This is a genomic window from Dyadobacter sp. BE31 (assembly GCF_031457695.1).
Lineage (GTDB): Bacteria > Bacteroidota > Bacteroidia > Cytophagales > Spirosomataceae > Dyadobacter.
The window spans coordinates 438,519-463,474 of the sequence record NZ_JAVDXA010000006.1; the positions used below are offsets into that span (position 1 = coordinate 438,519).

The 24,956-nt window shown below is 49.6% G+C and carries 26 protein-coding genes; 13 read left to right on the top strand and 13 right to left on the bottom strand.

The window, feature by feature from the left end; genetic code table 11:
- Positions 1–16 precede the first annotated feature (16 nt).
- Entirely contained in the window at positions 17–1,423 is a 1,407-nt protein-coding gene (locus tag J2Y43_RS27390) for a lipopolysaccharide assembly protein LapB (RefSeq protein WP_223400229.1), read from the top strand.
- Here the strand turns inward: J2Y43_RS27390 and J2Y43_RS27395 are convergent, their stop codons facing one another.
- Positions 1,424–2,545 (bottom strand): glycosyltransferase family 1 protein, encoded by a 1,122-nt coding sequence (locus J2Y43_RS27395; RefSeq protein ID WP_309989328.1) that lies wholly within the window; start codon positions 2,543–2,545, stop codon positions 1,424–1,426.
- Between the two features lie 87 nt (positions 2,546–2,632).
- Here J2Y43_RS27395 and J2Y43_RS27400 point away from each other — a divergent pair, with 87 nt between their 5' ends.
- Positions 2,633–3,925 carry a pitrilysin family protein gene (locus tag J2Y43_RS27400; protein WP_309989325.1) on the top strand — a complete coding sequence of 431 codons (1,293 nt, stop codon included), beginning with the start codon at positions 2,633–2,635 and terminating at the stop codon, positions 3,923–3,925.
- Between the two features lie 77 nt (positions 3,926–4,002).
- Here the strand turns inward: J2Y43_RS27400 and J2Y43_RS27405 are convergent, their stop codons facing one another.
- A complete protein-coding gene (locus tag J2Y43_RS27405; RefSeq protein WP_309989322.1) occupies positions 4,003–5,244 on the bottom strand; it encodes a pitrilysin family protein in 1,242 nt (413 codons plus the stop codon).
- A 139-nt stretch (positions 5,245–5,383) separates the two neighbouring features.
- On the opposite strand from J2Y43_RS27405, the gene J2Y43_RS27410 reads away from it, so the two are divergent.
- Positions 5,384–6,502 (top strand): ABC transporter substrate-binding protein, encoded by a 1,119-nt coding sequence (locus tag J2Y43_RS27410; RefSeq protein ID WP_309989320.1) that lies wholly within the window; start codon positions 5,384–5,386, stop codon positions 6,500–6,502.
- A 10-nt stretch (positions 6,503–6,512) separates the two neighbouring features.
- On the opposite strand, the gene J2Y43_RS27415 is transcribed toward J2Y43_RS27410, so the two are convergent.
- From J2Y43_RS27415 to J2Y43_RS27425, 3 genes are read right to left on the bottom strand one after another with little or no spacing between them, the layout of a single operon-like run.
- Positions 6,513–7,652, bottom strand: coding sequence for an amidohydrolase family protein (locus tag J2Y43_RS27415; protein WP_309989317.1), 1,140 nt, complete (start codon positions 7,650–7,652; stop codon positions 6,513–6,515).
- Positions 7,653–7,680: 28 nt separating this feature from the next.
- Positions 7,681–8,184, bottom strand: coding sequence for a 2-C-methyl-D-erythritol 2,4-cyclodiphosphate synthase (gene ispF, locus J2Y43_RS27420; RefSeq protein WP_309989315.1), 504 nt, complete (start codon positions 8,182–8,184; stop codon positions 7,681–7,683).
- A 19-nt stretch (positions 8,185–8,203) separates the two neighbouring features.
- The gene (locus J2Y43_RS27425) at positions 8,204–8,644 is read right to left on the bottom strand and encodes a hypothetical protein (RefSeq protein ID WP_309989312.1); all 441 of its coding nucleotides are present in this window, start codon (positions 8,642–8,644) and stop codon (positions 8,204–8,206) included.
- 204 nt (positions 8,645–8,848) lie between these two features.
- Between J2Y43_RS27425 and J2Y43_RS27430 the strand changes: the two genes are divergently transcribed.
- Positions 8,849–9,319 (top strand): Dps family protein, encoded by a 471-nt coding sequence (locus J2Y43_RS27430; protein ID WP_106596983.1) that lies wholly within the window; start codon positions 8,849–8,851, stop codon positions 9,317–9,319.
- 75 nt (positions 9,320–9,394) lie between these two features.
- Here the strand turns inward: J2Y43_RS27430 and J2Y43_RS27435 are convergent, their stop codons facing one another.
- On the bottom strand, positions 9,395–9,850 hold the full coding sequence (locus J2Y43_RS27435; protein ID WP_309989310.1) for a hypothetical protein: 456 nt from the start codon (positions 9,848–9,850) through the stop codon (positions 9,395–9,397).
- Positions 9,851–9,862: 12 nt separating this feature from the next.
- A complete protein-coding gene (locus tag J2Y43_RS27440; protein WP_106596984.1) occupies positions 9,863–10,315 on the bottom strand; it encodes a hypothetical protein in 453 nt (150 codons plus the stop codon).
- 246 nt (positions 10,316–10,561) lie between these two features.
- Here J2Y43_RS27440 and J2Y43_RS27445 point away from each other — a divergent pair, with 246 nt between their 5' ends.
- A complete protein-coding gene (locus J2Y43_RS27445) occupies positions 10,562–11,218 on the top strand; it encodes an HAD family phosphatase (protein ID WP_309989303.1) in 657 nt (218 codons plus the stop codon).
- A gap of 19 nt (positions 11,219–11,237) precedes the next feature.
- Here J2Y43_RS27445 and J2Y43_RS27450 read toward each other — a convergent pair whose 3' ends face one another.
- The 3 genes from J2Y43_RS27450 to J2Y43_RS27460 form a co-directional block, all read right to left on the bottom strand.
- Entirely contained in the window at positions 11,238–12,890 is a 1,653-nt protein-coding gene (locus tag J2Y43_RS27450) for a hypothetical protein (protein WP_309989299.1), read from the bottom strand.
- Entirely contained in the window at positions 12,887–14,107 is a 1,221-nt protein-coding gene (locus J2Y43_RS27455) for a hypothetical protein (protein WP_309989297.1), read from the bottom strand. Before J2Y43_RS27455 ends, J2Y43_RS27450 begins: the two co-directional genes overlap by 4 nt.
- A 118-nt stretch (positions 14,108–14,225) precedes the next feature.
- Positions 14,226–14,882: a C40 family peptidase gene (locus J2Y43_RS27460; RefSeq protein ID WP_309989294.1), complete on the bottom strand. Its 657-nt coding sequence runs from the start codon at positions 14,880–14,882 to the stop codon at positions 14,226–14,228.
- Positions 14,883–15,047: 165 nt separating this feature from the next.
- Here J2Y43_RS27460 and J2Y43_RS27465 point away from each other — a divergent pair, with 165 nt between their 5' ends.
- The 8 genes from J2Y43_RS27465 to J2Y43_RS27500 all read left to right on the top strand — a co-directional run bounded on the left by J2Y43_RS27465 (position 15,048) and on the right by J2Y43_RS27500 (position 22,044).
- Positions 15,048–15,659 carry a fumarylacetoacetate hydrolase family protein gene (locus tag J2Y43_RS27465; RefSeq protein ID WP_309989291.1) on the top strand — a complete coding sequence of 204 codons (612 nt, stop codon included), beginning with the start codon at positions 15,048–15,050 and terminating at the stop codon, positions 15,657–15,659.
- Positions 15,660–15,712: 53 nt separating this feature from the next.
- On the top strand, positions 15,713–17,671 hold the full coding sequence (locus tag J2Y43_RS27470; RefSeq protein WP_309989286.1) for a M23 family metallopeptidase: 1,959 nt from the start codon (positions 15,713–15,715) through the stop codon (positions 17,669–17,671).
- A 3-nt stretch (positions 17,672–17,674) separates the two neighbouring features.
- Entirely contained in the window at positions 17,675–18,133 is a 459-nt protein-coding gene (gene bcp / locus J2Y43_RS27475; RefSeq protein ID WP_309989283.1) for a thioredoxin-dependent thiol peroxidase, read from the top strand.
- A gap of 104 nt (positions 18,134–18,237) precedes the next feature.
- Positions 18,238–19,095: a transketolase gene (locus tag J2Y43_RS27480; protein ID WP_223400246.1), complete on the top strand. Its 858-nt coding sequence runs from the start codon at positions 18,238–18,240 to the stop codon at positions 19,093–19,095.
- 52 nt (positions 19,096–19,147) lie between these two features.
- Positions 19,148–20,101, top strand: a complete 954-nt coding sequence (locus J2Y43_RS27485; RefSeq protein WP_309989281.1) for a transketolase family protein — start codon at positions 19,148–19,150, stop codon at positions 20,099–20,101.
- A 422-nt stretch (positions 20,102–20,523) separates the two neighbouring features.
- Complete coding sequence (locus tag J2Y43_RS27490; RefSeq protein ID WP_309989277.1) at positions 20,524–21,066, top strand: sigma-70 family RNA polymerase sigma factor; 543 nt, start codon at positions 20,524–20,526, stop codon at positions 21,064–21,066.
- 54 nt (positions 21,067–21,120) lie between these two features.
- On the top strand, positions 21,121–21,561 hold the full coding sequence (locus J2Y43_RS27495; protein WP_309989274.1) for a hypothetical protein: 441 nt from the start codon (positions 21,121–21,123) through the stop codon (positions 21,559–21,561).
- Between the two features lie 18 nt (positions 21,562–21,579).
- Positions 21,580–22,044 carry a hypothetical protein gene (locus J2Y43_RS27500; RefSeq protein ID WP_223400249.1) on the top strand — a complete coding sequence of 155 codons (465 nt, stop codon included), beginning with the start codon at positions 21,580–21,582 and terminating at the stop codon, positions 22,042–22,044.
- Between the two features lie 80 nt (positions 22,045–22,124).
- Here the strand turns inward: J2Y43_RS27500 and J2Y43_RS27505 are convergent, their stop codons facing one another.
- From J2Y43_RS27505 to J2Y43_RS27515, 3 genes are all read right to left on the bottom strand, one after another.
- The gene (locus J2Y43_RS27505) at positions 22,125–23,702 is read right to left on the bottom strand and encodes a SulP family inorganic anion transporter (RefSeq protein WP_309989269.1); all 1,578 of its coding nucleotides are present in this window, start codon (positions 23,700–23,702) and stop codon (positions 22,125–22,127) included.
- Between the two features lie 55 nt (positions 23,703–23,757).
- Positions 23,758–24,405 carry a carbonate dehydratase gene (can, locus tag J2Y43_RS27510; protein WP_309989267.1) on the bottom strand — a complete coding sequence of 216 codons (648 nt, stop codon included), beginning with the start codon at positions 24,403–24,405 and terminating at the stop codon, positions 23,758–23,760.
- 113 nt (positions 24,406–24,518) lie between these two features.
- A complete protein-coding gene (locus J2Y43_RS27515; protein ID WP_291196068.1) occupies positions 24,519–24,818 on the bottom strand; it encodes a hypothetical protein in 300 nt (99 codons plus the stop codon).
- Positions 24,819–24,956 lie beyond the last annotated feature (138 nt).

The following is a 24,956-nucleotide window of genomic DNA, read 5'->3' on the forward strand; positions in this document are numbered from 1 at the left end:
TAACCTAGCGGTTCGTATGATGGAGAAAAATTTTGGTGAAAGGAAGGATTATATGAAGGAGACACTGCTCAGGTTCGAAAGAATGCTGAAAACCAGCGAGCCGGTCTTTTTTGATTTGGACACTTACGAAAAGGTTACAGTACATTACATAGAAAAGGGGGATTGGGAAAAGGCTTTCAAAGCCTGTGAAATGGGCCTGTCGGATTACCCCTATTCGCTCGACCTGCTGCTCAGCATGGTCCAGCTGCACGCCAACCGCGGCGAGCACGAAATGGCCCTCGAAATATTGGAGCGTGCATCACTTTTTCATCCTGGTGATATCGAAATCTCTTTCATGCAGGTGGCGGTAGCCAATATGATGGGAGAGTATGAAGAGGCGATCGAGATTCTCGAAAACCTGCTCGGCAGGGTAGAGGACAGGGATGAAATTTACTTCCAGATCGGGCAGACTTACCAGAACTGGGGCAAATACGAAGACGCGATCAAGTATTACAAGCGGTCGCTTCGCAATAATCTGAACAACGAGAATGCGCTGTACGAACTGGCCCATTGCCTTGACCTGGTAGGGCAGCTCGAAAGCCATTTGGAATATTATAACGACCTCGTTGATCGCGATCCGTTCTCGCATCATGCGTGGTACAACCTCGGGATTGCATTCAGCAAGCTGGAACGCCACGAGGATGCTGTGCACGCATACGAGTACGCGACGCTCATTAAGGATGATTTCGCCTCTGCATTTTTCCAGCTCGGGAACTCCTACATGAACCTGGAAAAGTACGAGGATGCCAAAATCCAATACCTGCGTGCGATTGAACTCGAAGGCGACCAGCCCGAAACTTGCTGTTGCCTGGGAACCTGCTACGAGAAACTGGGTGAATTTGAAACAGCCATTAAATACTACCGCCAAACCGTCAAGCTGGATAGCCAATGGGACGACGGCTGGTATGGCCTCGGTATCTGTTTCAGCGAGCTCGGTCGTTGGTATGAGGCGGTAGGTTTTCTCCGCAAGGCAATCCAGATCACCGAGCTGAACCCCGATTACTGGCTGGCTTTGGCCGAAACCGAATTCAAAGTAGGTAATGTCGTTTCGGCATTCGAAGCATTTGAAAAAGCAGCAGAAATAGAGCCTTCCAACCCGGATATCTGGTTGAAATGGTCATACGTACTATTCGAGCAAGGTAACTATGCCCGGGCGTGCGACCTGCTGCAAGCTGCGATCGATGAAATGTCGGAGGAAGCGGATTTATACTACCGCATGGCTGTTTACCAGATCCACGCGGGACAATACCGCGAGGCATTGGTGAACCTCGAAATCGGTCTGACGCTCGATTACGATGCCCACGAGCAGCTTTTCGATTTCTTCCCTGATCTGGAAAAACAGAAAGCATTGTACCGCATTATCGAGCAGTATCGTGAGAAATAATTACCTCAGACTTTCATAAAGCTGAACAAGCTGCCCGGCAATGTGTTTCTCTGAAAATTGTTGAACATGTTGCTTCCCGGCCTCGGATAAAGTCCTTCTAAGATGAACATCAGTGACCAGTTTTTGTAGCTGTTCGCTGATGTTTTCTGTTTGAAAGGGATCCGCATAAAGCCCGCCCGGCCCGCCGGCTTCTTCCAGGCAGGAGCCTTTGGCCGCCAACACCGCCGTGCCGCTGTGCAATGCCTCGACGATGGGGATCCCGAAGCCTTCATAAATGGAGATATAAGCGAATACTTCTGCCTGTTGGTACAATGCGGGCAAATGCAGTGTCGACACGTTATGGAGCAGCACTACCCTGTTTTCGAGTTTCAGCCGTTGGATCGTATCCTTGATTTTTTGCAAATAGCCGGTTGGCTTACCTACCAATACCAGTTTGAAATCATGGTTTTTCAAATGAGCAAATGCTTCTATCAACCGGTGCTGATTTTTGCGCTCTTCCAAAGTGCCCACACAAAGAACAAATGGGCCGTCGATCCCGTACGCAGCGCAAATGCGGCCGCTTTCGTCCGAAGTAAGTTGTTTTTGAAATACTGGGTTGCAATCCTGGTAAATGACTTTGATTTTGGCGTCATCCACGCTGTAAAGCTCGATCAGGTCACGACGCGTTTGATCGCTTACTGCTACCACGGAATCGGCACGCTTGCAGGCGGACTGGAATTTGTGGCGGTAAATGGCGCGGTCGACAGGTTTGAAAAGATGCGGCAGCCTTTCGAAAATCAGGTCGTGAATGGTAACAACGGACCTGATGCCCGCCTGGTGGAGCCCCCGCGGGATTTCGTTGCTAAGGCCGTGGTAAATGCCGACATGGTCTTCGCGCAGCTGTCGGGTAATCCGCGAGTACCTCCAATAGGCCGACAACTTTCGGTTGAAGAACCCTTTGGGGTAACGGATTGATCCGCTGGGAAATCCGTCGAACAGATGTCGGTTGTTTTTGGGGGTGTAGGCAAGATATTCGTGGTCGGGTTCATGCGCCGTTAATGCATCGAGCACGAAGCGGCTGTAATTTCCCAGACCAGTTTTATTGGCAAACGCTCTTTTAGCGTCGAATCCGATGCGCATCATGTATCACTGCAAGGCTTTCCGGGCAAAAGTCCGTATTTTTGCGGATACCACCGAAAATTATTGGTGGCTATTTTGTGTTAAAAAGGAATGAAGAGAAACAATGTTCGCAAACGGGGTAACCCCAAAGCATCCTCCCTTTCAACAGCCGAAGAATATCAGATACACACGCTGGCCAATGGGATCCGCATTGCACATAAGCAGGTTCCTTACACGCAAATAGCGCATTGCGGCATTATGCTGGATATCGGTAGCCGCGACGAACAGCCGCACCAGCAAGGCCTGGCCCATTTTTGGGAACACATGGCTTTCAAGGGCACTGAAAAACGAAGCTCCTATCACGTGATCAACCGACTTGAAAACGTCGGCGGCGAGCTGAATGCCTATACTACCAAAGAGAAGATATGCTTCCACGCCTCGGTACTCGACGATCATTTCGAGAAGGCGATGGATTTGCTGGCCGATATTACTTTTCACTCCGTGTTTCCTGATAAGCAGATCGAGCGGGAGCGGAATGTGATTTTGGAAGAAATGTCGATGTATGTCGATTCACCGGAAGATGCTATTCAGGATGATTTCGATCAGCTGATTTTCCCTGAACACGCGTTGGGTGCCAATATCCTCGGCACGGCCGAAACGGTCAATTCATTCGGTCGGGAGCAACTGTACGAATTTATCAATCATAATATCGATACCGAGCGGATTGTAGTGTCGTCGGTGAGCCGGTTGCCGTTTTCAAAAGTGATCCGCATTGCTGAGAAGTACCTGGGCGCTGTGCCGCACCGTACGACCAGCAGGGAGCGTATCGCGCCGCTTATCTACACGCCCGTGCGTCAGGAACGCGAGCGCCCGATCCAGCAGGCGCAGGTGGCGATGGGTCAGCCTGCCTATGCATTGCTCGACGAGCGCCGTTTGCCGTTTTTTATGCTGGTGAACCTGCTCGGAGGGCCGGGAATGAACTCCCGTTTTAACCTCTCGTTGCGTGAGAAATATGGGTTTGTGTATTCGATCGAAGCGAATTATACGCCTTATCTTGACAGCGGATTCATGGGTATTTTCTTCGGTACGGAGAAAAAGCAATTGAATAAGAGCATTTCTTTGATTAACAAAGAGTTGAAGCGAATCAGGGAGGTGCCTTTGACCACGCTGCAACTGCATCAAACCAAAGTGCAGCTCATGGGCCAGCTGGCGATGTCGGAAGAAAGCAATATGAGTTTTATGCTCATGATGGCGAAAAGCATTCTCGACACCGGCAAGGTCGACTCGCTGCCGGAGATTTTCGGCGAAATCGAGCAGATCAGTGCGGCCCAGTTGCAGGAAATCGCGATGGAGCTGTTTAATGAGCAGAATTTCAGCTATCTGACATTCCTTCCAGAGGAATGATTAGTTCATATTAATACAAAAAAAAGCGCTGCCGGTTCCATTGAAACGGCAGCGCTTTTTTTTGTATTAATCTCTTCTTATTTCGCTTCGGCGCGATAATACATTGTCGAGGTATTCTCAGGCCTCAGAATATTTTTTGCGGCATTGTTAATATCATCGGGAGTAAGCGCCCTGATAATGTCGGCATCGGCATTGGCCCAATCCACGTTGCCCGCGTTGGCAGCAAATGCGAGGTTCATCGCCCGGTTGAGCAACTCTACCTCCGAAAATGCCAGAGACGCTTCCGATTGGTTTTTTACCTTGGTTACCTCTTCTTCCGAAGCACCATTTTCGACAATTTCCTGCAAAATTTCAGTCACCGCCGCATCGGCCTCTTCCAATGTGACGCCGGGGTTCAGGTTTCCTTTCACCATCAGCAGTCCCGGATCGAGCGAAGAAATGATGCTGCCGCTCACGCTGTTGAACAGTGCGCGCTCTTTCAGCAATTTCTGATACAGACGGGAAGATTTCCCTCTTCCCAAAACATCACTGAGCAAATCGCCCGCGTAAAAACCGGGCTCATACCTTCCCGGCATGTGGAAAACCTTGATCAGCGAGTTGAGCGGGACATTAGCGGATGTTTCCAGGAACCGAGCTTCGGTTTGAACCGGTTCGGCTGGCAGGTTGCGGACGTAAGCCGGGCCGGCCGGGATTCCACCAAACCACTTTTCGGCAAGCTCCTGTACTTTTTCGAATGACACGGCACCCGCAACTACCATTACCGCATTGTTGGGACGGTAGAAACGGAAGAAGAAATCCTGCACATCATCCATGGTAGCCCGCTCGATGTGACCGATGTCCTTACCGATCGTCGCCCAGCGATAAGGGTGTGTTTTGTAGGCTAATGGGCGCAATTTAAGCCACATATCACCATAAGGCTGGTTGAGATACCGCTGTTTGAACTCCTCGATCACGACCTTGCGCTGCACTTCAAGCACGTTAGGATCGAAAGAAAGGCTCAGCATCCGGTCAGATTCCAGCCAGAATGCCGTTTCCACATTATCTGCCGGTAATGTGATGTAGTAGTTGGTAATATCGGGAGAGGTGAAGGCGTTATTCTCGCCGCCCACGTTCTGCACCGGAACATCGTAGCTGGGAATGTTTTTGGAACCGCCGAACATCAAATGCTCGAACAAATGGGCAAAGCCGGTCCGTTCTTCGTCTTCATCCCGCGAGCCTACGTTATACAGGATATTTACCGCAGCCATGGGCGTTGAAAAGTCTTCGTGGACAAATACCCGAAGGCCGTTACCCAGTGTAAACTGCTTATAGCGAATCATATTTTATCAAAAAGGAAGTTGAATAGAGAGTATATGCCCAAAATAAAACCTGCGGTCGAAACCCGCACCATCAATTATGGGTTATAAACAAAGCTACTGTTCAGCTGGGATACCACCAAACCAATTTGAGTTGAAAGCCATGCAAATTACACTTCGTTGCCTGTGCCTGGGGATTTTACTTGCCCTTTGTTCCTTCCAGGCCAATGCCCAATTGCTGAATGACCCCGCCTCATTAAAAAACATCCAGAATAGCCTCGACAAAATCTACAACTACGAGTTCGACGAAGCGGTTCAGATCATCGATCAGGTTGAGAAAAAGTATCCCAACCACCCGGTTTCCTACATCCTGGACTCGTTTATCCTCTATTGGAAATACCTGCCGATTAAAGACAACCCGGCCAAATCGAAAGAGTACATCCAAAAGCTCGACCAGTGCCTGGAAGCGATCAACAAGCGCTACGGAAAGAATAGTACCGATCCCGAAGCCGTGTTTTACACCATGGTAGCGCGGGGCTATATGGCAATGATGTACAACTACCGCGGAGAAATGATGGCCGCGGCAGGTGAGGGGAAAAAAGCCTATAACGCATTTGTGGAAGGCTTCAAACTGATGCACAAGAACCCGGAGTTCTACTTCACATCGGGGATGTATAATTACTATGTGGAAGTGTATCCGGAAGAGCATCCGATCGTAAAGCCATTGCTGGTGTTTTTCAAAAATGGAGACAAAGCGCTGGGATTGAAACAGGTGGATACGGCTACGAAAGTCGGGACGATCACGAAAGCGGAGTCGTGCTACTACATTTCGCACATTTACCTGAAATATGAATCGAAGCCAGAGAAGGCGGTTTCTTACATGGAAAAGCTGGTGGATATGTACCCGCGGAATCCTATTTACCTGATGAAGCATTTGGAAGCGCAGCTGCTCTCGGGCAGGTACGACGAGGCGTATGAAGGCGTGCAGTTGCTCCGGAAGCAAAGTGCCGGTTTTTACCCGGTTGCCTGGCGGACGTTTCAGGGGATCTTGGAAGAAAAAGACCGGAAAAACGACGCTGCTGCCCAAAAGGAATACCTGGCCGCGCTCAAAACGCCTCACGACGATCAATACACGAAGGAATATCACGCATTTGCCTATGCAGGCCTCGCGCGCATTTCCGCGCGTGCAGGCAACAAGGCGAAAGCCAGGGAATATTACAAAAAATGCCTTGGCAAAGCCGAATATCGTTCGATCGTCCGGGAGGCCAAGGCATTCAAGTGAGGCTGAAATGTTAGTTTGGAAACAGGCTCTTGTCGAGTCCCGGAATGATTTTCAGCGCATTTTTATAGTAAAGCTTTTTCAAAATTTCATCGGATAGCCCCATTCCGTACATGCGCCAGAACGCGTGGTACTTTTTGTGGTAGGGGAAATACTCGTCTTCGGTTTCCAGCACGCGGAAATAGGTGGCGTATTCGGCCGGCACCCAGCTGTCTTTTCCAAAAAGGACGCGGTCCTGGTATTTATCAAAAAACTTCTTGGCTGTGCGTGGCTGGCGGCCCAGTTCAGCAATAACAGCGCCTATTTCCACATACATATTCGGGAAGGCGATCATCAGGCTGTCGAGCTTTTTGAGGTTGTTGGGATACCAGCCCATATGCGCATTGATAAACGTCGTCTTCGGGTTCACCTTGAAAATATGGTGCTGCTCGGCGATCAGCGAGTCGAATGGGATAGGGTCGTTAGGCCCGCGTTTGCGGCCGGGATGCGTTTTCAATTCCAGCCAGCGCTCGTTATAGCGGTCCATCGGATCCCAGAACGACGGGACATCGGCAGTGTGGATCAGCACGGGAATACCCAGCTCGCCGCATTTCTGCCATACCGGCTGCAAACGGGCATCGCTCACCGGTACACGGTTGCCTTTGTCGTCCTTGATGCCCGCAAAGCCGAGGCTTTTATAGATTTTCAGACCTTTCGCGCCCATTTTTACATCTTCCTCCAATTGCTTCACCGCTTTGGCCGACCAGTCTTTCTCGCCAAAACCTTTGAATTGAAGGTTTGTAAAAACAGCAATGCGCTTCGGCTCATTTTTAGCTACATTTTCCAGCGAGCCCTTCAAAGTAGCCGTGCCCTCCGCCCATTCCTGCGTCCAGCCCCGGCCACTGAGGTTCACCATAATGCCCATATTCAGCGCATCCATCTCCTTTACCAGCGCTTTCAGGTCTTGCGATGGCATCTGGTACTGGTGGTTATGCACGTCAATGAATGGAAATTTCGCCTTTTTCAGGGGGTGTTCTTCCACCTTCAATGTGGAAATAGGGTCGTATTCTTCAAAACCGAGGGGTTGCTCGGTAAGCGGCGCGGACGATTGCTGGGCGCACGCGGAGAGGGAGATACCAATGGAAACAGAGAGGAACAGTAGTGCTTTTTTCATGCAAATCTATTTTTAACAGGAACGTTGGCTATGCATTCCCCGGAAACGCGCCGGGTTTATAAATCAATGCTACACAATGCGCGGCAATGCCCTCTTCCCTTCCCACAAATCCCAAATGCTCGGAAGTGGTCGCTTTGATCGAAATGTCTTCTTCTGAAATGCCGGTAACCTCCGCCAAACAGCTTTTCATAGTCGGAATGTGCGGATTGAGCTTCGGATTTTGCAACACGATAGTCACATCTACATTGCCCACTTCGTAACCTTTTTCGCGGACCATTTCCAGCACTTTTGCCAGCAGGATCTTGCTGTCGACGCCCTTCCATTGTGGGTCTTTGTCGGAAAAATGGTAACCGATATTGCGCATATTGGCCGCGCCCAGGAGTGCGTCACACATCACGTGACAGACTACATCGGCATCCGAATGCCCTTTGGCGCCATGTGTATGGGGGATTAAAATACCGCCAAGCCAAAATGGCCGGCCTTCTACTAACTGGTGAACATCGTAGCCCTGGCCTACGCGGAATGGGAACATATATATTGTACTCGGAGTGTTATAAGTTATCTAACTTTCTTTTGATAGCCTCGATACTGTCATCGAGCCTTTTGGTTTTGCCTCTATGTTTCGTTAATGCAGCTTCCAGGCGATCGATATGCCCCTTCGCTAGATCGTACTTTCTCATCATGTATTCGTACAACAGTGAAAGGTCGTCCTTCGCGAGCGTGTTTCTTGCGTAGTTTTCAATGTCGATGGTGTTTTTTCGGGTAATTGCAAACACGTCGAGAAGCGTTCTATGCAACTTCGCATGTCTCATCTCGTAGATTTGCTGCTGACGCTTTGTCCGTGCCGCCATGGAGGCTGCCGACCGGATGTCGTTCGCCTGGCTAATGTCGAGCAATCGTATCTTTTTGAGATCGTTGTCGATTCTGTCGAGGATAAGATAAATATCTGCCGTCATTTCTTCCAGATTACTGATTCTTTCACTGTCTTTCATAAAAGATAGGTTAACAAATATAACAATTCTTTCCTACCTATACGGAACAACAGGGCTTTGGTAACGATATATCGGACGGCAATTTTCCTGCGGTGAAAAAAGTGACTAAAATCGCTTTTTTTGACGTTGCAGGGCAACTTTTTACCAACTAGCTTTGGTTACCTTTATGAATCAACACAATCAACATATCAAATACAGAGACGCATGAAAACCAACATCGGAATATCAGACGAGCATAGCCAGGCTGTTGCCTACCAGTTGAACAAATTGCTCGCCAATGAATTTGTACTGTATACCAAAACCCGTAACTACCACTGGAATATCGGCGGCATGAATTTCTTTGAATTGCACAAGCTTTTTGAAGGACAGTATGAGCAGCTGCAAGTGATCCTCGACGATATCGCAGAGCGTATCCGAGCCATCGGTCACTATTCGGAAGCCCGCCTGGCGGATATCCTGAAACTGACGGACCTCCTCGAACCGGAGTACACCACCGAACCGAAAACGCAATTGCAGAATTTGCTGGACGATCACGAAACGATCATCCGGCTGCTTCGTCCATTGGTTACCGAATTTGCTGATACTTACAAAGACCTCGGATCAAGCGATTACGTGACTGGCCTGCTCAGAGAGCACGAGAAAATGGCCTGGATGCTCCGCGCATTCCTGAAATAGGGCCTTGCAATCAACATAAAAAAAGCCGGTCGGATCGCAATGTCCGCCGGCTTTCGTGTGTACAGGTAGATATTTTTACTTGTTGTTCACTTGTATCTCAGTCTTGATCTTTTCGAGTTCCTCCTGCTGTGCTACCGATTTGAAATAGAAATATAGACCGGCAATCAGGAAGATTTTCGACAGGATGAAAACGGCAATGAAGGCCGGGCGCCACAGCTTGTGCACCTTCATGTGCGTGTCGTTCACCTCCACGTCGAGGTATTGCTTCGCATTGACCGGCTCTTCGTAGCCGCTGCGGCCTTTTTTCTCGCGGATGCTTCTCAGTAGTATAATTTCCCGCACGGCTTCGGGTGGAGGTACCGATCCTTCCGCGAAGTACCGTTTGATATCGTATTCGAGATCATTTACGTACTCGGCCATTTCGCTGTCTGTCAGCATCATTTCCGCGACTTGCGCCTGCTCTTCCTCGTTGGCGAGCCCCATCAAATGTGACTCGAGAATCCCGCTCTCGATAAATTCCTGTTTGCTCAATGGGTGTAAAATTTATGCGTTGCGATATGATTTGAAAAACTCGTGAAAAGAACGAAGCACTTCCTTCTTGGATATATTCAGTTTGCCTGCCACCTCATCCGGCGTGAAACCCTGCCTGAATGCGAGATCGAAAATGCTTTGCGGAGAAGTGTCTCCAGGAGCATATTCGGCTCCTGCCGGTGCCAGGGCAGTCAATTTGCGCTTGGCTTCTACGGCTTTGGCACGCGCCAGTTTAATCACGCACGCTGCAAAGGTAAATGGATAACTATTACAAGACTGCAATTGAGGAGAGGAGAATACACTTACCAGTACTTCCTGCGCCAAATGTACCTGCGGCAAAATTTGTAATATGATGCCATATGCCATGGCGCCGTACTGGTCATAAACTTCAAGGGAAGTAAGCGTTTTTGGCTTCGAAAGTGCGTGACCGTCGACTCCATTGCCAGCTCGTTCTAATTCATTCATATACGCAATTAATTGATCGGAAATTGGGTCGGGTAAATCGGGGAGCTTTTGGTATGATACTGAATTTAAGGAAGTTTAGCGCAAATAGTGTGAGGCGTTGCAGGTAAATTTAATAGAATGCTCCATAAAAAGGTCAGTTGCGTGTAAAAAGTTTGAATTTAAATTGTCAAATTATTTCAAGGGCTGTACCATTTTTAGTTCGGCAATTCATTTTCGTGAAGGATTTTCGATGGTTAACTTTGCAGGATGAAAGAAAAATTAGCAGTCATTTTTGATATGGACGGCGTGATTGTCCATACCAATCCTTATCACTCCCGCGCATTCCGCGAGTTTTTTTCAAAACGAAACCTTTCGCCTACCGAAGAGGAATTTGCCCAACATATGTATGGCAAAAGCAACAGCTATATTTTAAGCCATTTCTTGCAACGTGTAGTCGAAGGCGAAGAATTGCTGCAAATGGAGGAGGAAAAGGAAGGGCTATTCCGTGAATTGTATGCGCCCTATGTGGAACCGATCAAAGGGATCGTAGGATTCATGCACGATCTGAAAGCAAACGGGGCCGTGCTGGGTGTAGCCACCTCGGCGCCGCGCGCGAACCTCGATCTGATCCTGAGCAAGGTGCCTATTCAGGAAATGATGGGCTCCATCCTGGCCAGTGAAGATGTAAAAAAACATAAACCTGATCCCGAAGTTTACCTCAGTTCGGCAAAGAACCTGGGCGTGGAACCGGGGCAATGTGTAGTGTTTGAAGATTCGTTCTCGGGCGTTTCGGCTGCACTCAATGCCGGTATGCGGGTGGTAGGCGTACTCAGCTCCCACACCCGTGAGGAATTGCCGCCGTGTAATCTGTATATAAATGATTACAGCGATCTCTCGTACGAGAAAATCGCTGCGCTCTTTTAGACATTGGATTTCTGAAATGCTATAAAGTAACCGGATCATTGACCCGCACATCGAATGCGCCGGTCAGGACCTTTTCGTTTCTTTTGATTTGCAGGAAAATCCGGTACTGACCGCCTTTCGGGAAAGCGTACGGGAACGAAATGCGTGTTCCATGTTCCATGCCGGTCATACCGCCTTCGGAGGCATTGTACATGCCCATTTCCTTCATGAGGAATAACTCCCGGTCGATGGTCGGCATGGCTTTGAGATTGGCTAAATGCCGGTCGATGCTGTCGCGGAAAACGTCCGCTTTGGGCCATTTGGCTACGTGGGCCGTATCCGAAATGCGGTTTTCAAACGACTGCTCGGCTGCCATCGAGTAGGAGCCGCTCGGGTGCAGGTGAATGTACACCGAACCATCGGAACGCATGATCACGGCGTGGCCGAGCATACCCAGGTATGGTTCCGGGAAACAAGGACTGTTATCCGGATTGTATATTTCAAAATTAAGCTGATAAGGTTTCCCCGCTTCGAGCGCCTTGTCGGGCTTACCTTCCCAAATGGCGTAGGAACCGTCCTTGAAAACGGTTTTGGTGCCCGGTTTTCCGCAAATGACCACATTCTCGCCCATCGGTATCCTGCCGGGCGTATCGAGCGGGTCGGTAATGATGTAGGTATCGTCTTCGGATATTGCCTTGGCGATGTGTGAGGACGGCTTGGCAGGGACCACCAGCGTATCGACGATCGTTTCCGCAAAGCCGGAATATTGAACAATATCCGAGTAAACCAGGTACTTGCCGGCAGGCAAATCGGGTAATGCCGCTTCAAATGTCAGGCTATCCTTGCGGTCGGGATGGACGTGTGCAAATGCGTCGAGCCCCGGCATGCGCACGAGGAACGTGTGCATGATCTTGCCATGATCGGGGATGAGGGTGCTGAGCATGCTTCTTTTCTTGCGGTGATCCCAGTTGGTCGTGTCGATTTTCAATTGAAACACACGCTGAGAATCGGCCTCGATGATCGCGGTTTTTGCATTCAACGGCTTGTATAGCCACTGCTTGTACTCGGCCGCCCAGCTATCCCACCAGCTGCTTCCACCATACAAAATCAGGGAGCACACTGCGGTAGCAATGCCCATATTGATCCATCGTTTACGTTTTTGGGCCGTGGTGAGGTTTTGGCCTGGCTTTAAAAGGCCATCGCTCACACTGGCACCGATGGTCGTGATCATCAGCAGGAAAAGCAACAATCCCACAATGCTCAGGCCAATTCCGAGCCCTTTTGGCATATCGCGCTCGGCGGTTGAAACGGCTACTACGGGAATAATCAACTCCGCATCGCCCTGGACGCCTTCAATGCTGATCTGCGCGCTGGAAGAGCCCGGCTCCATGAGCCAGACTGCTCCCTGGAACTGGCCTTTTTGTCCGGGGACGGGCGTCAACGCATCGGCGGTAGGCGCGCCCTTGTCGCCCGAGTAAAAGTAAATCGGCCGCACCGACACTTTGCGGGCTTCACCATATTCAATAAAAACCGTAACCTGCGCCGTTCCCGGAATGACGTCGGGCGGGGTCACGCTCACGAGCACCTTGTAGGCGCCGGCTTGTGCCTGCATTTGCACGCCTGCGCTTCCTACGTGTGCATATGAGGCCATGCTTTGCAGCAATAGAAGAAAGAAATACAGATATTTTTTCATCGTTGAATCCGGTGCATCCAATTACCCCACGCCAGTCCGATGCGGGTTGAGATTAATGTTAAAACCAATGCGACGCCCAAGCCTTTGAGCAGTTGAGATGTACCTTCTACCATCCAGGGGCCGAATTTGTAGCGGTACTCCCAGTTGGGGTCATTCCCGAAATACCAGTAATGGCTTCCGAAAAACCAGTTGCGGGCATAGGGCGACTCCATCAGGAACCCGCCGAAAAACCATTGCACTACAAAAAATACGACCAGGAATGCGACGCCGAGCAGGACGGTCAGTTTCCACTCGTTCCAATGTGCAAATCGGTAGCGCAGGATGTCTATTACAATGGCCGGAGCGATGAGCAAAAGCGGGAAATGAAAGCCCTGGTAATGGGTAATGTGGTTCAGGATAGGTCCGAGTTTGGGTTCTGCGGGAAAAAGCGGAATGATCCACAGCGTACCTAGCATGAGGGCGGTGTAAACGCCGGTCACTGCGGTAACGGCCCATTTATGCGAAACGGCCCTGCCCACCGCTACCAAAAGAAGTGGAAACGCGGCGCCCGCAAATATGTAAAAGCTCGACCGGTGCGCGCGCATTCTGCCTAGTTCTTCGGATATTAATGTAAACCAGATGGTTAACAAGAATCCCGCCGACAATGCGAAAAGCCAGAAAAGCGTTTTGTCCAATTTCTTAACGCCTTCCTCACCCGAAGCGCCAAAAAGCTTCATTTGGTTCTTTACGGCAATAACGCTGATCATCGCACCAAACTGAATGCCGATAATGCCGAGGATCAGCACGGTATGCGGGGGAGAAAGGATCGTGACATCCAGTCCGTAGGTATTATGCCACCAATCGTCGAAAGGGGCGGAGGTGAGCATTGATAATGCGCCCCAAACGCAGAACAAGGAGCCGAGCGAACTGTAAAAGAAGCCCCAGATTTTAACACTGGCAGCTTTTTCGATGTCACTGCCCCAGAATGTCTTTCTCAAAATCTCATAGCCGGAAAACAAACCGGCTACCACGGCACCCAGGTATATGACCAGGTGCGGCGGCGACAGCAGCCCGTCGCGTCCGATGCTCATATGCCAGCAGATATCCCAGATCAAGCCGGTAATCACGCAAAAAGATGCGAAAACGGTGGCGAAAATGTAAACAGGGATGTCCGGACTGGCCGGTATGGTCAATGTCCGGTCGCCGGATAGCGGCGGAGGGGCTGCGGTTTCTTGCATATGGCGGAGAGGAAAATGGAGTTACGACTGCAAATTTCGAAAAGGACAACCAGATTCCGCGCTACCCCTATGATAGTTGTTTATTTTAATGAGGCAAATTCGTAAACGGTTGCGAGGCTCAGAAAGGGCGCATGGCTTTCACGAAACGGCCTTTGAAATAAGTCGAAAACAGATTGTCCTCACGCACACCGCGAGAGGTGGAAGCGTGGATGAATATGATCTCGTCGCGCCCGCGTACATCGGTGACGATACCCGCATGCGAAACATAACCTTCCTTACCCGCCTCGGGGACAAAGAATAGCCAGTCGCCCGCTTTAATCTCCTCTACACTGCCCACTTCCTGTCCGAACTCCGATTGCTGCCACGAAATGCGGGGGACTTTTACGCCCATTTCGGAATAGACCTGGCAAATGAGGCCTGAGCAGTCGATGCCTTGTTTGTCGTTACCGCCGGAACGGTAAGGCGTACCGGTGTAAGTCCGGGCGATTTGCACCACTTGCGGGACGTTCTCGGTATTGGCGTCACCAGGGCGAGAGTAAGTCGCGGCGGTTCGGGCGGGCGCAGGTTTGTTGCTAGATGGTTTCCTCACCGGGGCCTTTGCTACGGGCTTGCGGGCAGGCGGGCGGCGGGTAGCTGACGTGCGCCCGCGGGACGAAGATCCTCGGGAAGAGGTGTTTCTTTCGGGCGTTGTCCGGAATACTTCGCAGGAAAGCAACGTGGTGATCAGGAAGATGAAAATCGTGCAGGAAAGGGATTGGGAAAGGTACTTCTTCATGCGTAAGCGAAATTGGCCTGATACTTTTTCAAAAATAGCAATTAATGTGTTTACTATTTTAACTGCATTAGGTCTGAAAAATTGTGACAAATATTGTGAGGCCCCCGCTTTGTAAGTAGCTTTGTCCCTGACGTTCATTCCTTTTAAATTAGCATTTGACCCCTGATGAAAATTATTTGTGTAGGCCGGAATTACGCAGAGCATATTGCCGAACTGAACAACCAGACGCCCGATTCCCCGGTTATATTTCTGAAACCTGAAACCGCACAGCTTCGTCCCGGCGAGGATTTTTATTACCCCGAATTTTCAAAAGACGTTCATTACGAAGTCGAACTGGTCGTGAAAATCAATCGGGCTGGGAAAAACATCGAGGAAAAATTCGCTCATAGATATTACAGTGAAATCGGAATAGGCGTGGACTTCACGGCCCGCGACCTGCAATCCGAACTGAAAGCAAAAGGGTTGCCATGGGAGCTTGCCAAGGCCTTTAATGGCTCTGCACCGGTGTCGGACTTCGTGCCGGTGTCGGACTTTGCGGATATTCAGGACATCAATTTTAGTCTGGATGTGAATGGCGAGACGCGGCAGAACGGCAACTCGTCGATGATGATCTACCGCATCAATTACCTGATCTCTTTTGTTTCCAAATATTTCATGCTCAAAACGGGCGACCTCATCTTCACAGGCACACCAAAGGGTGTCGGCCCGGTGCAGATCGGCGATAAGCTGACGGCCTCTATCGAAGGCAAGAAGATGCTCGAACTGTTCGTTAAGTAAACCGTACTCGTCATATCACACGGTAGTTGTACCGACTATTCAAGCACTTTTTCATGCGTCATTATTTTCGGGCATTTGTCCGTTCAGGGTTGTTTGTATTGGGGTTGGCAGGTATTGCGGGGGGAGCATTGGCTCAAAAACAATCCTATCCGAAAGGTTATTATCAGTTTCCGATCCGTCCGGGTTTGCCTAATTCACTGGCGGGCGGTCTCGGCGATTTGCGGAGCAACCACTTCCATGCGGGCCTGGATATCCGTACGCAACAACGCGAAGGCTTGCCTGTGTACGCCGCGGCCGAAGGGTATGTTTATAAAGTGGCGGTTCAGCGCACAGGTTACGGCAACGTAATTTATCTCCGCCACCCGAATGGACAAACGACGGTGTATGGCCATTTGCTGAAATTCAGCGATCCGCTGGCGTCATGGGTGCGGCAGGAGCAATATAAAAAGCAGACATTTGAAATTGACCTTTTTCCGGAAGCGGGCCAGTTTACATTCAAGAAAGGCGAGGTAATCGCATTGTCGGGCAATACGGGCGGTTCGGCCGGGCCGCATTTACATTTCGAAGTACGGGATTCCAAGGACAATTACCTGAATCCGTTGTATTTTGGTTTTAATGAAATCAAAGACGTTACGCCTCCGAAATTCGTGAACCTGGCGATCAGGCCGATGGATATTAACGGGCGGGTGAACGGACAGTTTGATCGCCGGGTTTACACGCCTGTCAAATTGAAAGATGGTACCTGGCGTTTGGCTGAGCCGGTTTCCGCGACTGGGATTGTCGGCCTCGACCTCATTGCATTCGATCAGATGACCGGCACCGGTTTTCGCTATGGTTTGCAATGCATAGAGATTAAGATGGACGGACAGGAAGTGTTTTCCTACAATATCGAAGTTTTTCCAAACGCCTCAACCCGGGATTATAACAACCTGATCGACTATGAAACAGAGCAGGCGACGGGGCAGCGTTTCCTGAAATGCTACGTTCCCGACGGGAATCAATTCAATTTATATAAAACCAATGCGATCAACGGCAAGCTCAATATTGCCGATACGCTGAGTCATGAAGTGAAAGTGAGGATCTCGGATTCTTACGAAAACTTCTCCGAGCTGATATTCACGATCAAGGGCGAACTGCAAAACCCGCCGCTTCCTGCATTCAACACCGAAGTGAATCCGGAATATGTGCAGACTGAGATACGGGAGAACACATTGGTAGTAAAAGCGAAGTATTACCGCAGCCAGGACCCATTCGCGACTTTTTATATTAAAGGGAAACCCGAAAGGAAAGTGCCGAACCTATATGCCGGAGAATCGGCTATTTTTCTCACTGATTTGAGGAAAGAAATGCCGGATTCGGTGAAAGTGGGCACTACTACTGTCAAGACTTTCCTGCGCAGTCAGGTGCTGCCAGGCGTTGCGTCGTCATTCAAGGACGCGAAATGGTCGGTGGACCTGGATAACACCAGTCTTTTCGATACGCTGTTTTTAATGGGCCAGCGCAATTTCAATGCATTGACCATTAACAATCGCGGAACGGCATTGAACGATTACATTCACGTCACGTTCACACCCGAGAAAGCGCCCGAAGACAAATCGCGCACGTATGTGTACCGCTACCTGAACGGTGATTACCGGTTCCTGGGCGGCAAATGGGACGGAGACCTGATCCGCTTTGATACCCGCGAGCTGGGCACTTTTGTGATCCAGGAGGATACCGTTCCGCCACGGGCGCGCCTGGTGGAACATAGCAAGCATCGCATACGCGGGTATGTGGGCGACGGGCTGTCGGGGATTGCCAATTTCAAAGCGCTGGTGAATGGTGAATGGGTTTTGCTGAATTACGATTTTAAAAAGGGCTATATATGGTCGGAAAAACTGGATGATAGCCAGCCATTTGAAGGAGAACTCGTGTTGGAAGTGACGGATAGGGCGGGAAATAGTACTATCTTGCGAACAGAATTGGTAGACCTGGTTGTTAAACCTAAGAAAACCAAAAAACGTAGAAGATAGATTATGGGACTACAAGTCGGTGACCCCGCACCCGCATTTTCAGTAAAAGATCAGGATGGAAACCTAGTAAAGCTGTCGGATTTGAAAGGAGAGAAAGTTGTTTTGTACTTTTATCCCAAAGATAACACACCTACCTGCACCAATCAGGCCTGCAATATCCGTGATAACTACGGGGCGCTCCTGAAAAAAGGCTACAAGGTATTCGGGGTGAGCCCCGACAGCGAAAAATCGCACCAGCGGTTTATCAAAAAACATAACCTCCCATTCCCCTTGCTCGCCGACACGGAGCATCAAATGGTAGAAGCTTACGGCGTCTGGGGAGAAAAAACAATGTTCGGGCGCACCTATATGGGTGTACTCCGCACGACCTTCGTCATCAACAAAAAGGGGATCATTGAAGAGATTATTTCCAAAGTGGAATCGTCGAAACACACTGATCAAATTCTTGGAAAAACTGAATAATAATCAGTCATTTTACCATTCCGAATTGCAGGACATTTACGCCGCCTAAATCGTCCCGCTTCGGGTAACCCGATTAAGGACAGTCCAATAGAAAATAAATGAAAATGGAAATTGAACAATTAGAAAAAGTAGCATCCCAGGTTCGCAGGGACATCGTACGAATGGTACATGGTTGTCAGTCGGGACACCCTGGCGGGTCGCTGGGTTGCACCGAATTGTTGGTAGCATTGTACTTTGAGCGCATGAAGCTTAAAGAAAACGATGGTAAGGTTGTATTCGACATGGATGGCAAGGACGAAGACCTTTTCTTCCTTTCGAACGGCCACATTTCCCCGGTATGGTACAGCGTGTTGGCACGCAGAGGGTATTTCCCCGTATCGGAGCTGGCTACTTTCCGTAAGCTGGATTCACGTCTGCAGGGACACCCTACCACGCACGAGCACCTCGAAGGTATCCGTATCGCGTCGGGCTCATTGGGCCAGGGATTGTCGGTAGCACTGGGCGCGGCAACAGCAAAGAAATTGAACAACGACAAAGGAATCGTATATGTACTGATGGGCGATGGCGAGCAGCAGGAAGGCCAGGTTTGGGAAGCCGCTACTTTCGCACCGCACCACCAGGTGGATAACCTGATCGCATTCATTGACCTGAACGGCCAGCAAATCGATGGCCCGACTGTCAAGGTAATGAACAACCGCGACCTGGGTGCCAAATATGAAGCATTCGGATGGGAAGTAATCTCTATCGAGGAAGGAAACGACATGGCGGCAGTGACGAAAGGCCTGTACGAAGCCAAAGGCCGTTTGGGACATGGCAGACCGATCATGGTATTGCTCCACACCGGCATGGGCTATGGCGTTGACTTCATGATGGGCAGCCACAAATGGCACGGTGTAGCGCCTAACGACGAGCAGTTGGCGGCGGCACTGGCTCAGCTTGACGAAACTTTGGGAGATTATTAATATCCGGATCGGCGTGGCAACCACGCGGTTTCATAAAACAGACATATTCAAAATGAAAAAATACACCTTCACTGAGAAGAAAGATACGCGTTCGGGCTTCGGTGCCGGAATGCACGTGCTGGGGCAGCAAAATCCCAACGTCGTAGCGCTTTGCGCCGACCTCGTGGGTTCTTTGAAACTCGAACCGTTCATCAAAGAAAACCCTGAGCGTTTTATCCAATGCGGTATTTCCGAGGCTAACATGATCGGTGTTTCTGCCGGTTTGACCATCGGAGGCAAAATTCCTTTCGCTACTACTTTCGCGAACTTCGCGACTGGCCGTGTGTATGACCAGATCCGCCAGAGCGTAGCGTATTCTAACAAAAATGTGAAAATCTGTGCTTCACACGCAGGTTTGACTTTGGGAGAAGACGGTGCTACCCACCAGATCCTCGAAGACATCGGTATGATGAAAATGCTTCCGGGCATGACCGTTATCAATCCTTGCGATTACAACCAAACCAAAGCGGCTACCATCGCCATTGCAGATCACGACGGACCGGTTTACCTGCGTTTTGGTCGTCCGGTAATCCCTGTTTTCACTGATGCTGACCAGAAGTTCGAAATCGGTAAAGCATGGATGGTAAACGAAGGTACCGACGTGAGTATCATCGCTACCGGCCACATGGTATGGGAGGCGATCCAGGCTGGCGAAATCCTCGAAGCCGAGGGTATCAATGCGGAGATCATCAATATCCACACCATTAAGCCGTTGGACGAAGAAGCGATCCTGAAATCGGTTGAAAAAACAGGTTGCGTAGTAACAGCTGAGGAGCACAACCGCATTGGTGGTTTGGGCGACAGCGTGGCGCAGGTTCTGGTTAAAAACAAACTCGTTCCGCAGGAATACGTAGCTGTAAACGACAGCTTCGGAGAAAGCGGTACGCCAGCGCAATTGCTCCAAAAATATGGCTTGGATGCGAAACACATCGTAGAAGCCGCAAAAAGAGCGATCGCAAGAAAATAACATCCTGCATTGTCATCTGCCACAGCGCATCATGACATCCTGCAAAAAATGCATCACTTTGCCGTCGACTTAAGTCGACGGCAATCGGATTAAAAAGCATGTTGCATTATGGAGTGCCGAATGTCATCAAGACATCTCACAAAAGAATGCATCGCCTTGCCGTCGACTTAAGTCGACGGGAATTGATTAGAGATTAGATTAGATTGATCAAATCTGAATATTTATCAAATCAGATTAATCAATAGAATAGAATCAATTGAGCTCTGAGAATGCAAAAAGCCATTTTTGCATTCTCAGAGCTCTTTTATTTGTCCTGCACAAAAAAATAAACTATTATTGATCGGCGTTGACTTCGGGCTCCGGTACAATTATTGGTCACGCGGATTTCCCCTGTAAAAAACGATCAGGTTAATACTGATTAAATGTCCGACGAAGAATTATTATCCCTTTTTGAAAATCTCGAAACGCGAAGGAACGCTTTCAATCAGCTGGTGCGGAAGTACCAGCAAAAAGTATATTGGCTGGTAAGGAAGATGGTGGTCGATCATGATGATGCCAATGACATTACCCAGGATGTATTTATCAAGGCATGGAGTGCGCTGGAAAACTTCCGCGGCGATGCCAAGCTGTACACCTGGCTGTACCGCATTGCGAGCAACGAAGCCATCAATTTTCTCAATACAAAGCGGCGGAAATACTTCATCCCGATTTACGACGTCGAGAATGAGCTGAGCGAAAAACTGGAAGCCGACCCTGACGTGAGCGGTGACGCCATTCAGCTGAAATTGCAGAAGGCATTATTAAAATTACCAGAAAAGCAACGTTTGGTATTTAACCTGAAATATTTTGAAGATTTACCCTACGAAGAGATTTCGGAAATCACCGGAACGTCGGTAGGAGCGTTAAAAGCCTCATATCATTGGGCTTCGAAAAAAATTGAGGATTTTTTGAACGACACGGATTAAACTATTTGCATTCACATTGGTCAAACCTTCACAAGACAGGAAATATAAATAATCATGGACAAAAAACGTATACGGCTGGATGATCTGAAGAGGGAGACGCCCTTTTCCGTGCCGGAAGGTTATTTTGACAAGCTGCCGCAAATGATCCAGGCCCGGATCCCCGCGGAGCCCGTCCGTAAACCCCTCGTAAGCTGGTCGTGGCAACGTTCTGTCGGATTGGCGGCAGCATCGGCACTGATTCTCGTGCTGGTGTGGGTAACGGTACCGGAACGCCAGGGATCGCTTGGGCAGGAGCCTTTGAGCGACATCAGTAACGCCTCTATCATTAGCTACCTGGAAGACCAGGACATCAGTTATTACGATCTAAGCGAACATAAGGTGGTTCAGAAAGCATTCGAATCCGATTCGACGGTGCTGAATTACCTCGACGGCCTGGAAGACGATGTTCTTCGCCAGCAGTTGGAGGAAGCTATGGTTGCCCCGGAGAAGATTTGACCCTAACGAACAATCGAAATGAACTTACAAATTGAATTCAAACGGTATCGGAACACTTTTGCTCTTTTGCTCCTATTCATCGGGGTTGCATCCACGGCAGCTCAGGCACAGCGTCGTTCCGAGGAAGAAATAAAGAAGATCCAGGACGCCAAGGTGGCGATCATCACCAATCGCCTCAACCTGACGCCGGAGCAATCCACCGGTTTCTGGCCGATGTATAACGAATATTCCCAGAAAAGAAGGGAAATACACCGGGCGCAGCGCAAGATCATCAACGATAAAAAGGCAGAAGGCCAGAACGACGAGGCCGTGCTGGACAATTTGAAAGAAGTTCAGGAGCTTCGCCAGAAAGAGCTCGATCTGGAAAAGGAATATCAGAACAAGTTTTTAAAGGTGATTACAGCGAACCAAGTGATCGAATTGTACAAAGCTGAACGTACATTCAACGACATGCTGATCCAGCGGTTGAAGCAAAAGAATTAAGTTAGCCTGCTTGTCGATTTATTACAAACAGAAAGGCCCGCTTCCTACGGAGGCGGGCCTTCTTTATGAAACAGGTTATGCTAATGAGCTCCCACGGCTTCCACTTCGCCCACTCCCCGTGTTTCGACGGAGATATTGCGGAGCGGCGCCTGGTGTTTTTTGAAGTCCTGGATGATTTCGAGCACGTCGTAATCGATGTTCATCGATTTGGAACCGTCGATCACCACAGTAGCGCCGTCGGGCAGGTTGTCGAGCGTCGCGCTGATGCTTCCCTTGTTCAGGAATGTAACTTCCTCCGAAAGCAAAAGCGTGATCACATCGCCGTCGCGGTGTTCTTCTTTGATATAGTGGTAAGAATGTTTGTGATTCTTTTTCAGGATGAAATAGATCGCCACTACCATTCCGATACCGATACCTTTGAGCAAATCGGTGCTCAGGATCGCGATGATGGTCACTACAAACGGAATGAACTGTTCGAGACCGAGCTTGTACATTCCTTTAAACAACTCGAATTTGGCCAGTTTATACCCTACCATCAGTAATATCGCTGCGAGCGACGCAAGCGGGATGTAGTTAAGGTATTTGGCAATAAACACCGCCGAAATAAGCAGAATGGTACCGTGAATGATGGTACTGAGCCTGGTTCTGCCACCGGAATCGATATTGGCCGAGCTGCGGACGATTACCTGCGTTACAGGCAAGCCGCCCAATAAGCCGGAAATCATGTTGCCGGTACCCTGCGCCATGAGCTCGCGGTTCGTAGGCGTGGTGCGCTTGAACGGGTCAAGACGGTCGGTCGCTTCCACGGAAAGCAGCGTTTCAAGGCTGGCAACAATAGCCAGGGTTACTGCCACGGTGTAAACTTCGGGTTTGTTGAATGCGGAGAAATCAGGTGTTTTAAAGAAACTAAAAAACTCCTGCGCGCTCGAAGCAACCGGGAGCTGCACCATATGCTCGCCGCTCAAAACCCATTGCGGCGCTGCGGCGCCGAACACGAGATTGAGGATAACGCCCGTTATGACCACGAATAAAGCACCCGGAATATACCTGAAAAGCTGAATGCGCTTCATGAACGGCTTATCGAACAGGATCAGCATCGCGAGCGAAATTGCTGAAATGATGATGGCCCCCGTGCTGTTATATCTGAACGAGTACCAAACCTCCGTGAAGGTATTGCGGCCATCCTTCTGTGCAAAGGCTTCGTCGCCCATGAAATCGGCATCGTAGCCGAATGCGTGCGGTATCTCCTTTAAAATAAGTGTAATACCAATGGCTGCGAGCATTCCCTTGATCACCGACGAAGGGAAATAGTAACCGATAATACCGGCTTTGAGGAAACCGGCGATTATTTGCAGAGCACCCGCCAGCACTACGGCCAGCAAAAATGCTTCGAAGCTGCCCAGGGTATCGAGCGCATTGAGTACAATCACAACCAGACCCGCTGCCGGACCTGCCACACCCAGGGAGGAGCCGCTCAGCGAGCCTACTACGATTCCGCCTACGATACCGGCAATAACACCCGAAAAAAGAAGATCGGAGCGCCCGGTCGAGGCCAGCGCAATACCGAGGCATAACGGCAGCGCTACCAGGGATACGACAAGCCCGGCAGGTAAATCGTATTTGATATTGGCGAACAAACTTTTATTATTCAATGACATACGATTGATTCAATAAGGATCAAAAATTGGACTACTCGGAATGCAGAACCGCTGATCAGACCAGCTGCGGTATTTCGAGACGGTATACGTCGTCGGCAAAGTTGCTGGCGTCGATGGTCACGTCCAGGTCTTTCAGAATGCCATTGCTGATGTCGTAGACCATGCCGTGCAGTTGCAGCCTTTTACCATTCGCCCAGGCGGTTTGTACGATGGTGGTTTTGGCAAGGTCGCGCACCTGCTCCTGAACGTTGATCTCCACGAAGCGATTGGCCCTCTCTTGCGGGTCTTCAATCGCATTCAGTTCCTGTGCGTGCAGGCGATACACGTCTTTGATGTGGCGCAACCAGTTGTCGATCAGACCTACCTGCTTGTTACCCATTGCGGTGATCACCCCGCCGCAGCCGTAGTGCCCGCATACGAGAATATGTTCCACGCCGAGTACATTCACAGAGTAGTCGAGTACGCTTAGCATGCTGATGTCCGTGTGGATCACCATGTTAGCAATATTGCGGTGCACGAAAATATCACCTGGTTGGGTGCCGGTGAGCTGGTTAGCGGGTACGCGGCTGTCGGAGCAGCCGATCCAGAGGAACTTCGGGGCTTGTCCTTTTGCCAGATTCGAGAAGAATTCGGGGTTTTCCTTAGTTGTTTCTTCTGCCCACTTTTTGTTGTTTTCAAATAACTGATTATAAGCCCTTATCATGATTTCTTGATTAGAATAATGGATGAATAATAGAGGAACATGCACGCAGGGACACGGAAATACCGCATCGCGTTACGATGGCAACGAACCCAGATAATTTTGGATCAAAGAAATCAGATTAGCTCCGGAGGCGGAGAGAGCAGGTTGCGGTAAATCTCGTTATCGAAATTCGCAGTATAGAAGAATGAGCTTTTGACCGGGATAAGCGTTACAGATCGGTCAAAATGTACGCTATGTGAAATCAGGAGTTGGTCGTCGTTCAGCTTTTCGACCTCTGTTTTTTCCTCATTGTCGCAGGTTCCTGACTCACAAACCACAGATGCCTTTTCCTTGGCCAGCAGCAGACTGGCAACATCTGTGGCTTTACAGATGAGGAAGGCCGTAAGCAGTATGAGACAAAGTGTTCTGAACACGGAAAAACAGTTTTTTAAGAACCAAGTTAACACTCAACGCGTCTAAAACGTTCAGTAGGGCACTTTTTAGTGTGGCTCCGGATTGAATTTTCTGCAAAGCATTCAACCCGAAGAATAAAAAAAGGGTCGTATCAACAA

Bases quoted from the DNA above. Each gene is read 5' to 3' on its own strand.
- J2Y43_RS27390 (WP_223400229.1), top strand. From the start codon at position 17: ATGATGGAGAAAAATTTTGGTGAAAGGAAGGATTATATGAAGGAGACA.
- J2Y43_RS27395 (WP_309989328.1), bottom strand. From the start codon at position 2,545: ATGATGCGCATCGGATTCGACGCTAAAAGAGCGTTTGCCAATAAAACT.
- J2Y43_RS27400 (WP_309989325.1), top strand. From the start codon at position 2,633: ATGAAGAGAAACAATGTTCGCAAACGGGGTAACCCCAAAGCATCCTCC.
- J2Y43_RS27405 (WP_309989322.1), bottom strand. From the start codon at position 5,244: ATGATTCGCTATAAGCAGTTTACACTGGGTAACGGCCTTCGGGTATTT.
- J2Y43_RS27410 (WP_309989320.1), top strand. From the start codon at position 5,384: ATGCAAATTACACTTCGTTGCCTGTGCCTGGGGATTTTACTTGCCCTT.
- J2Y43_RS27415 (WP_309989317.1), bottom strand. From the start codon at position 7,652: ATGAAAAAAGCACTACTGTTCCTCTCTGTTTCCATTGGTATCTCCCTC.
- ispF (WP_309989315.1), bottom strand. From the start codon at position 8,184: ATGTTCCCATTCCGCGTAGGCCAGGGCTACGATGTTCACCAGTTAGTA.
- J2Y43_RS27425 (WP_309989312.1), bottom strand. From the start codon at position 8,644: ATGAAAGACAGTGAAAGAATCAGTAATCTGGAAGAAATGACGGCAGAT.
- J2Y43_RS27430 (WP_106596983.1), top strand. From the start codon at position 8,849: ATGAAAACCAACATCGGAATATCAGACGAGCATAGCCAGGCTGTTGCC.
- J2Y43_RS27440 (WP_106596984.1), bottom strand. From the start codon at position 10,315: ATGAATGAATTAGAACGAGCTGGCAATGGAGTCGACGGTCACGCACTT.
- J2Y43_RS27445 (WP_309989303.1), top strand. From the start codon at position 10,562: ATGAAAGAAAAATTAGCAGTCATTTTTGATATGGACGGCGTGATTGTC.
- J2Y43_RS27450 (WP_309989299.1), bottom strand. From the start codon at position 12,890: ATGAAAAAATATCTGTATTTCTTTCTTCTATTGCTGCAAAGCATGGCC.
- J2Y43_RS27455 (WP_309989297.1), bottom strand. From the start codon at position 14,107: ATGCAAGAAACCGCAGCCCCTCCGCCGCTATCCGGCGACCGGACATTG.
- J2Y43_RS27460 (WP_309989294.1), bottom strand. From the start codon at position 14,882: ATGAAGAAGTACCTTTCCCAATCCCTTTCCTGCACGATTTTCATCTTC.
- J2Y43_RS27465 (WP_309989291.1), top strand. From the start codon at position 15,048: ATGAAAATTATTTGTGTAGGCCGGAATTACGCAGAGCATATTGCCGAA.
- J2Y43_RS27470 (WP_309989286.1), top strand. From the start codon at position 15,713: ATGCGTCATTATTTTCGGGCATTTGTCCGTTCAGGGTTGTTTGTATTG.
- bcp (WP_309989283.1), top strand. From the start codon at position 17,675: ATGGGACTACAAGTCGGTGACCCCGCACCCGCATTTTCAGTAAAAGAT.
- J2Y43_RS27480 (WP_223400246.1), top strand. From the start codon at position 18,238: ATGGAAATTGAACAATTAGAAAAAGTAGCATCCCAGGTTCGCAGGGAC.
- J2Y43_RS27485 (WP_309989281.1), top strand. From the start codon at position 19,148: ATGAAAAAATACACCTTCACTGAGAAGAAAGATACGCGTTCGGGCTTC.
- J2Y43_RS27490 (WP_309989277.1), top strand. From the start codon at position 20,524: ATGTCCGACGAAGAATTATTATCCCTTTTTGAAAATCTCGAAACGCGA.
- J2Y43_RS27495 (WP_309989274.1), top strand. From the start codon at position 21,121: ATGGACAAAAAACGTATACGGCTGGATGATCTGAAGAGGGAGACGCCC.
- J2Y43_RS27500 (WP_223400249.1), top strand. From the start codon at position 21,580: ATGAACTTACAAATTGAATTCAAACGGTATCGGAACACTTTTGCTCTT.
- J2Y43_RS27505 (WP_309989269.1), bottom strand. From the start codon at position 23,702: ATGTCATTGAATAATAAAAGTTTGTTCGCCAATATCAAATACGATTTA.
- can (WP_309989267.1), bottom strand. From the start codon at position 24,405: ATGATAAGGGCTTATAATCAGTTATTTGAAAACAACAAAAAGTGGGCA.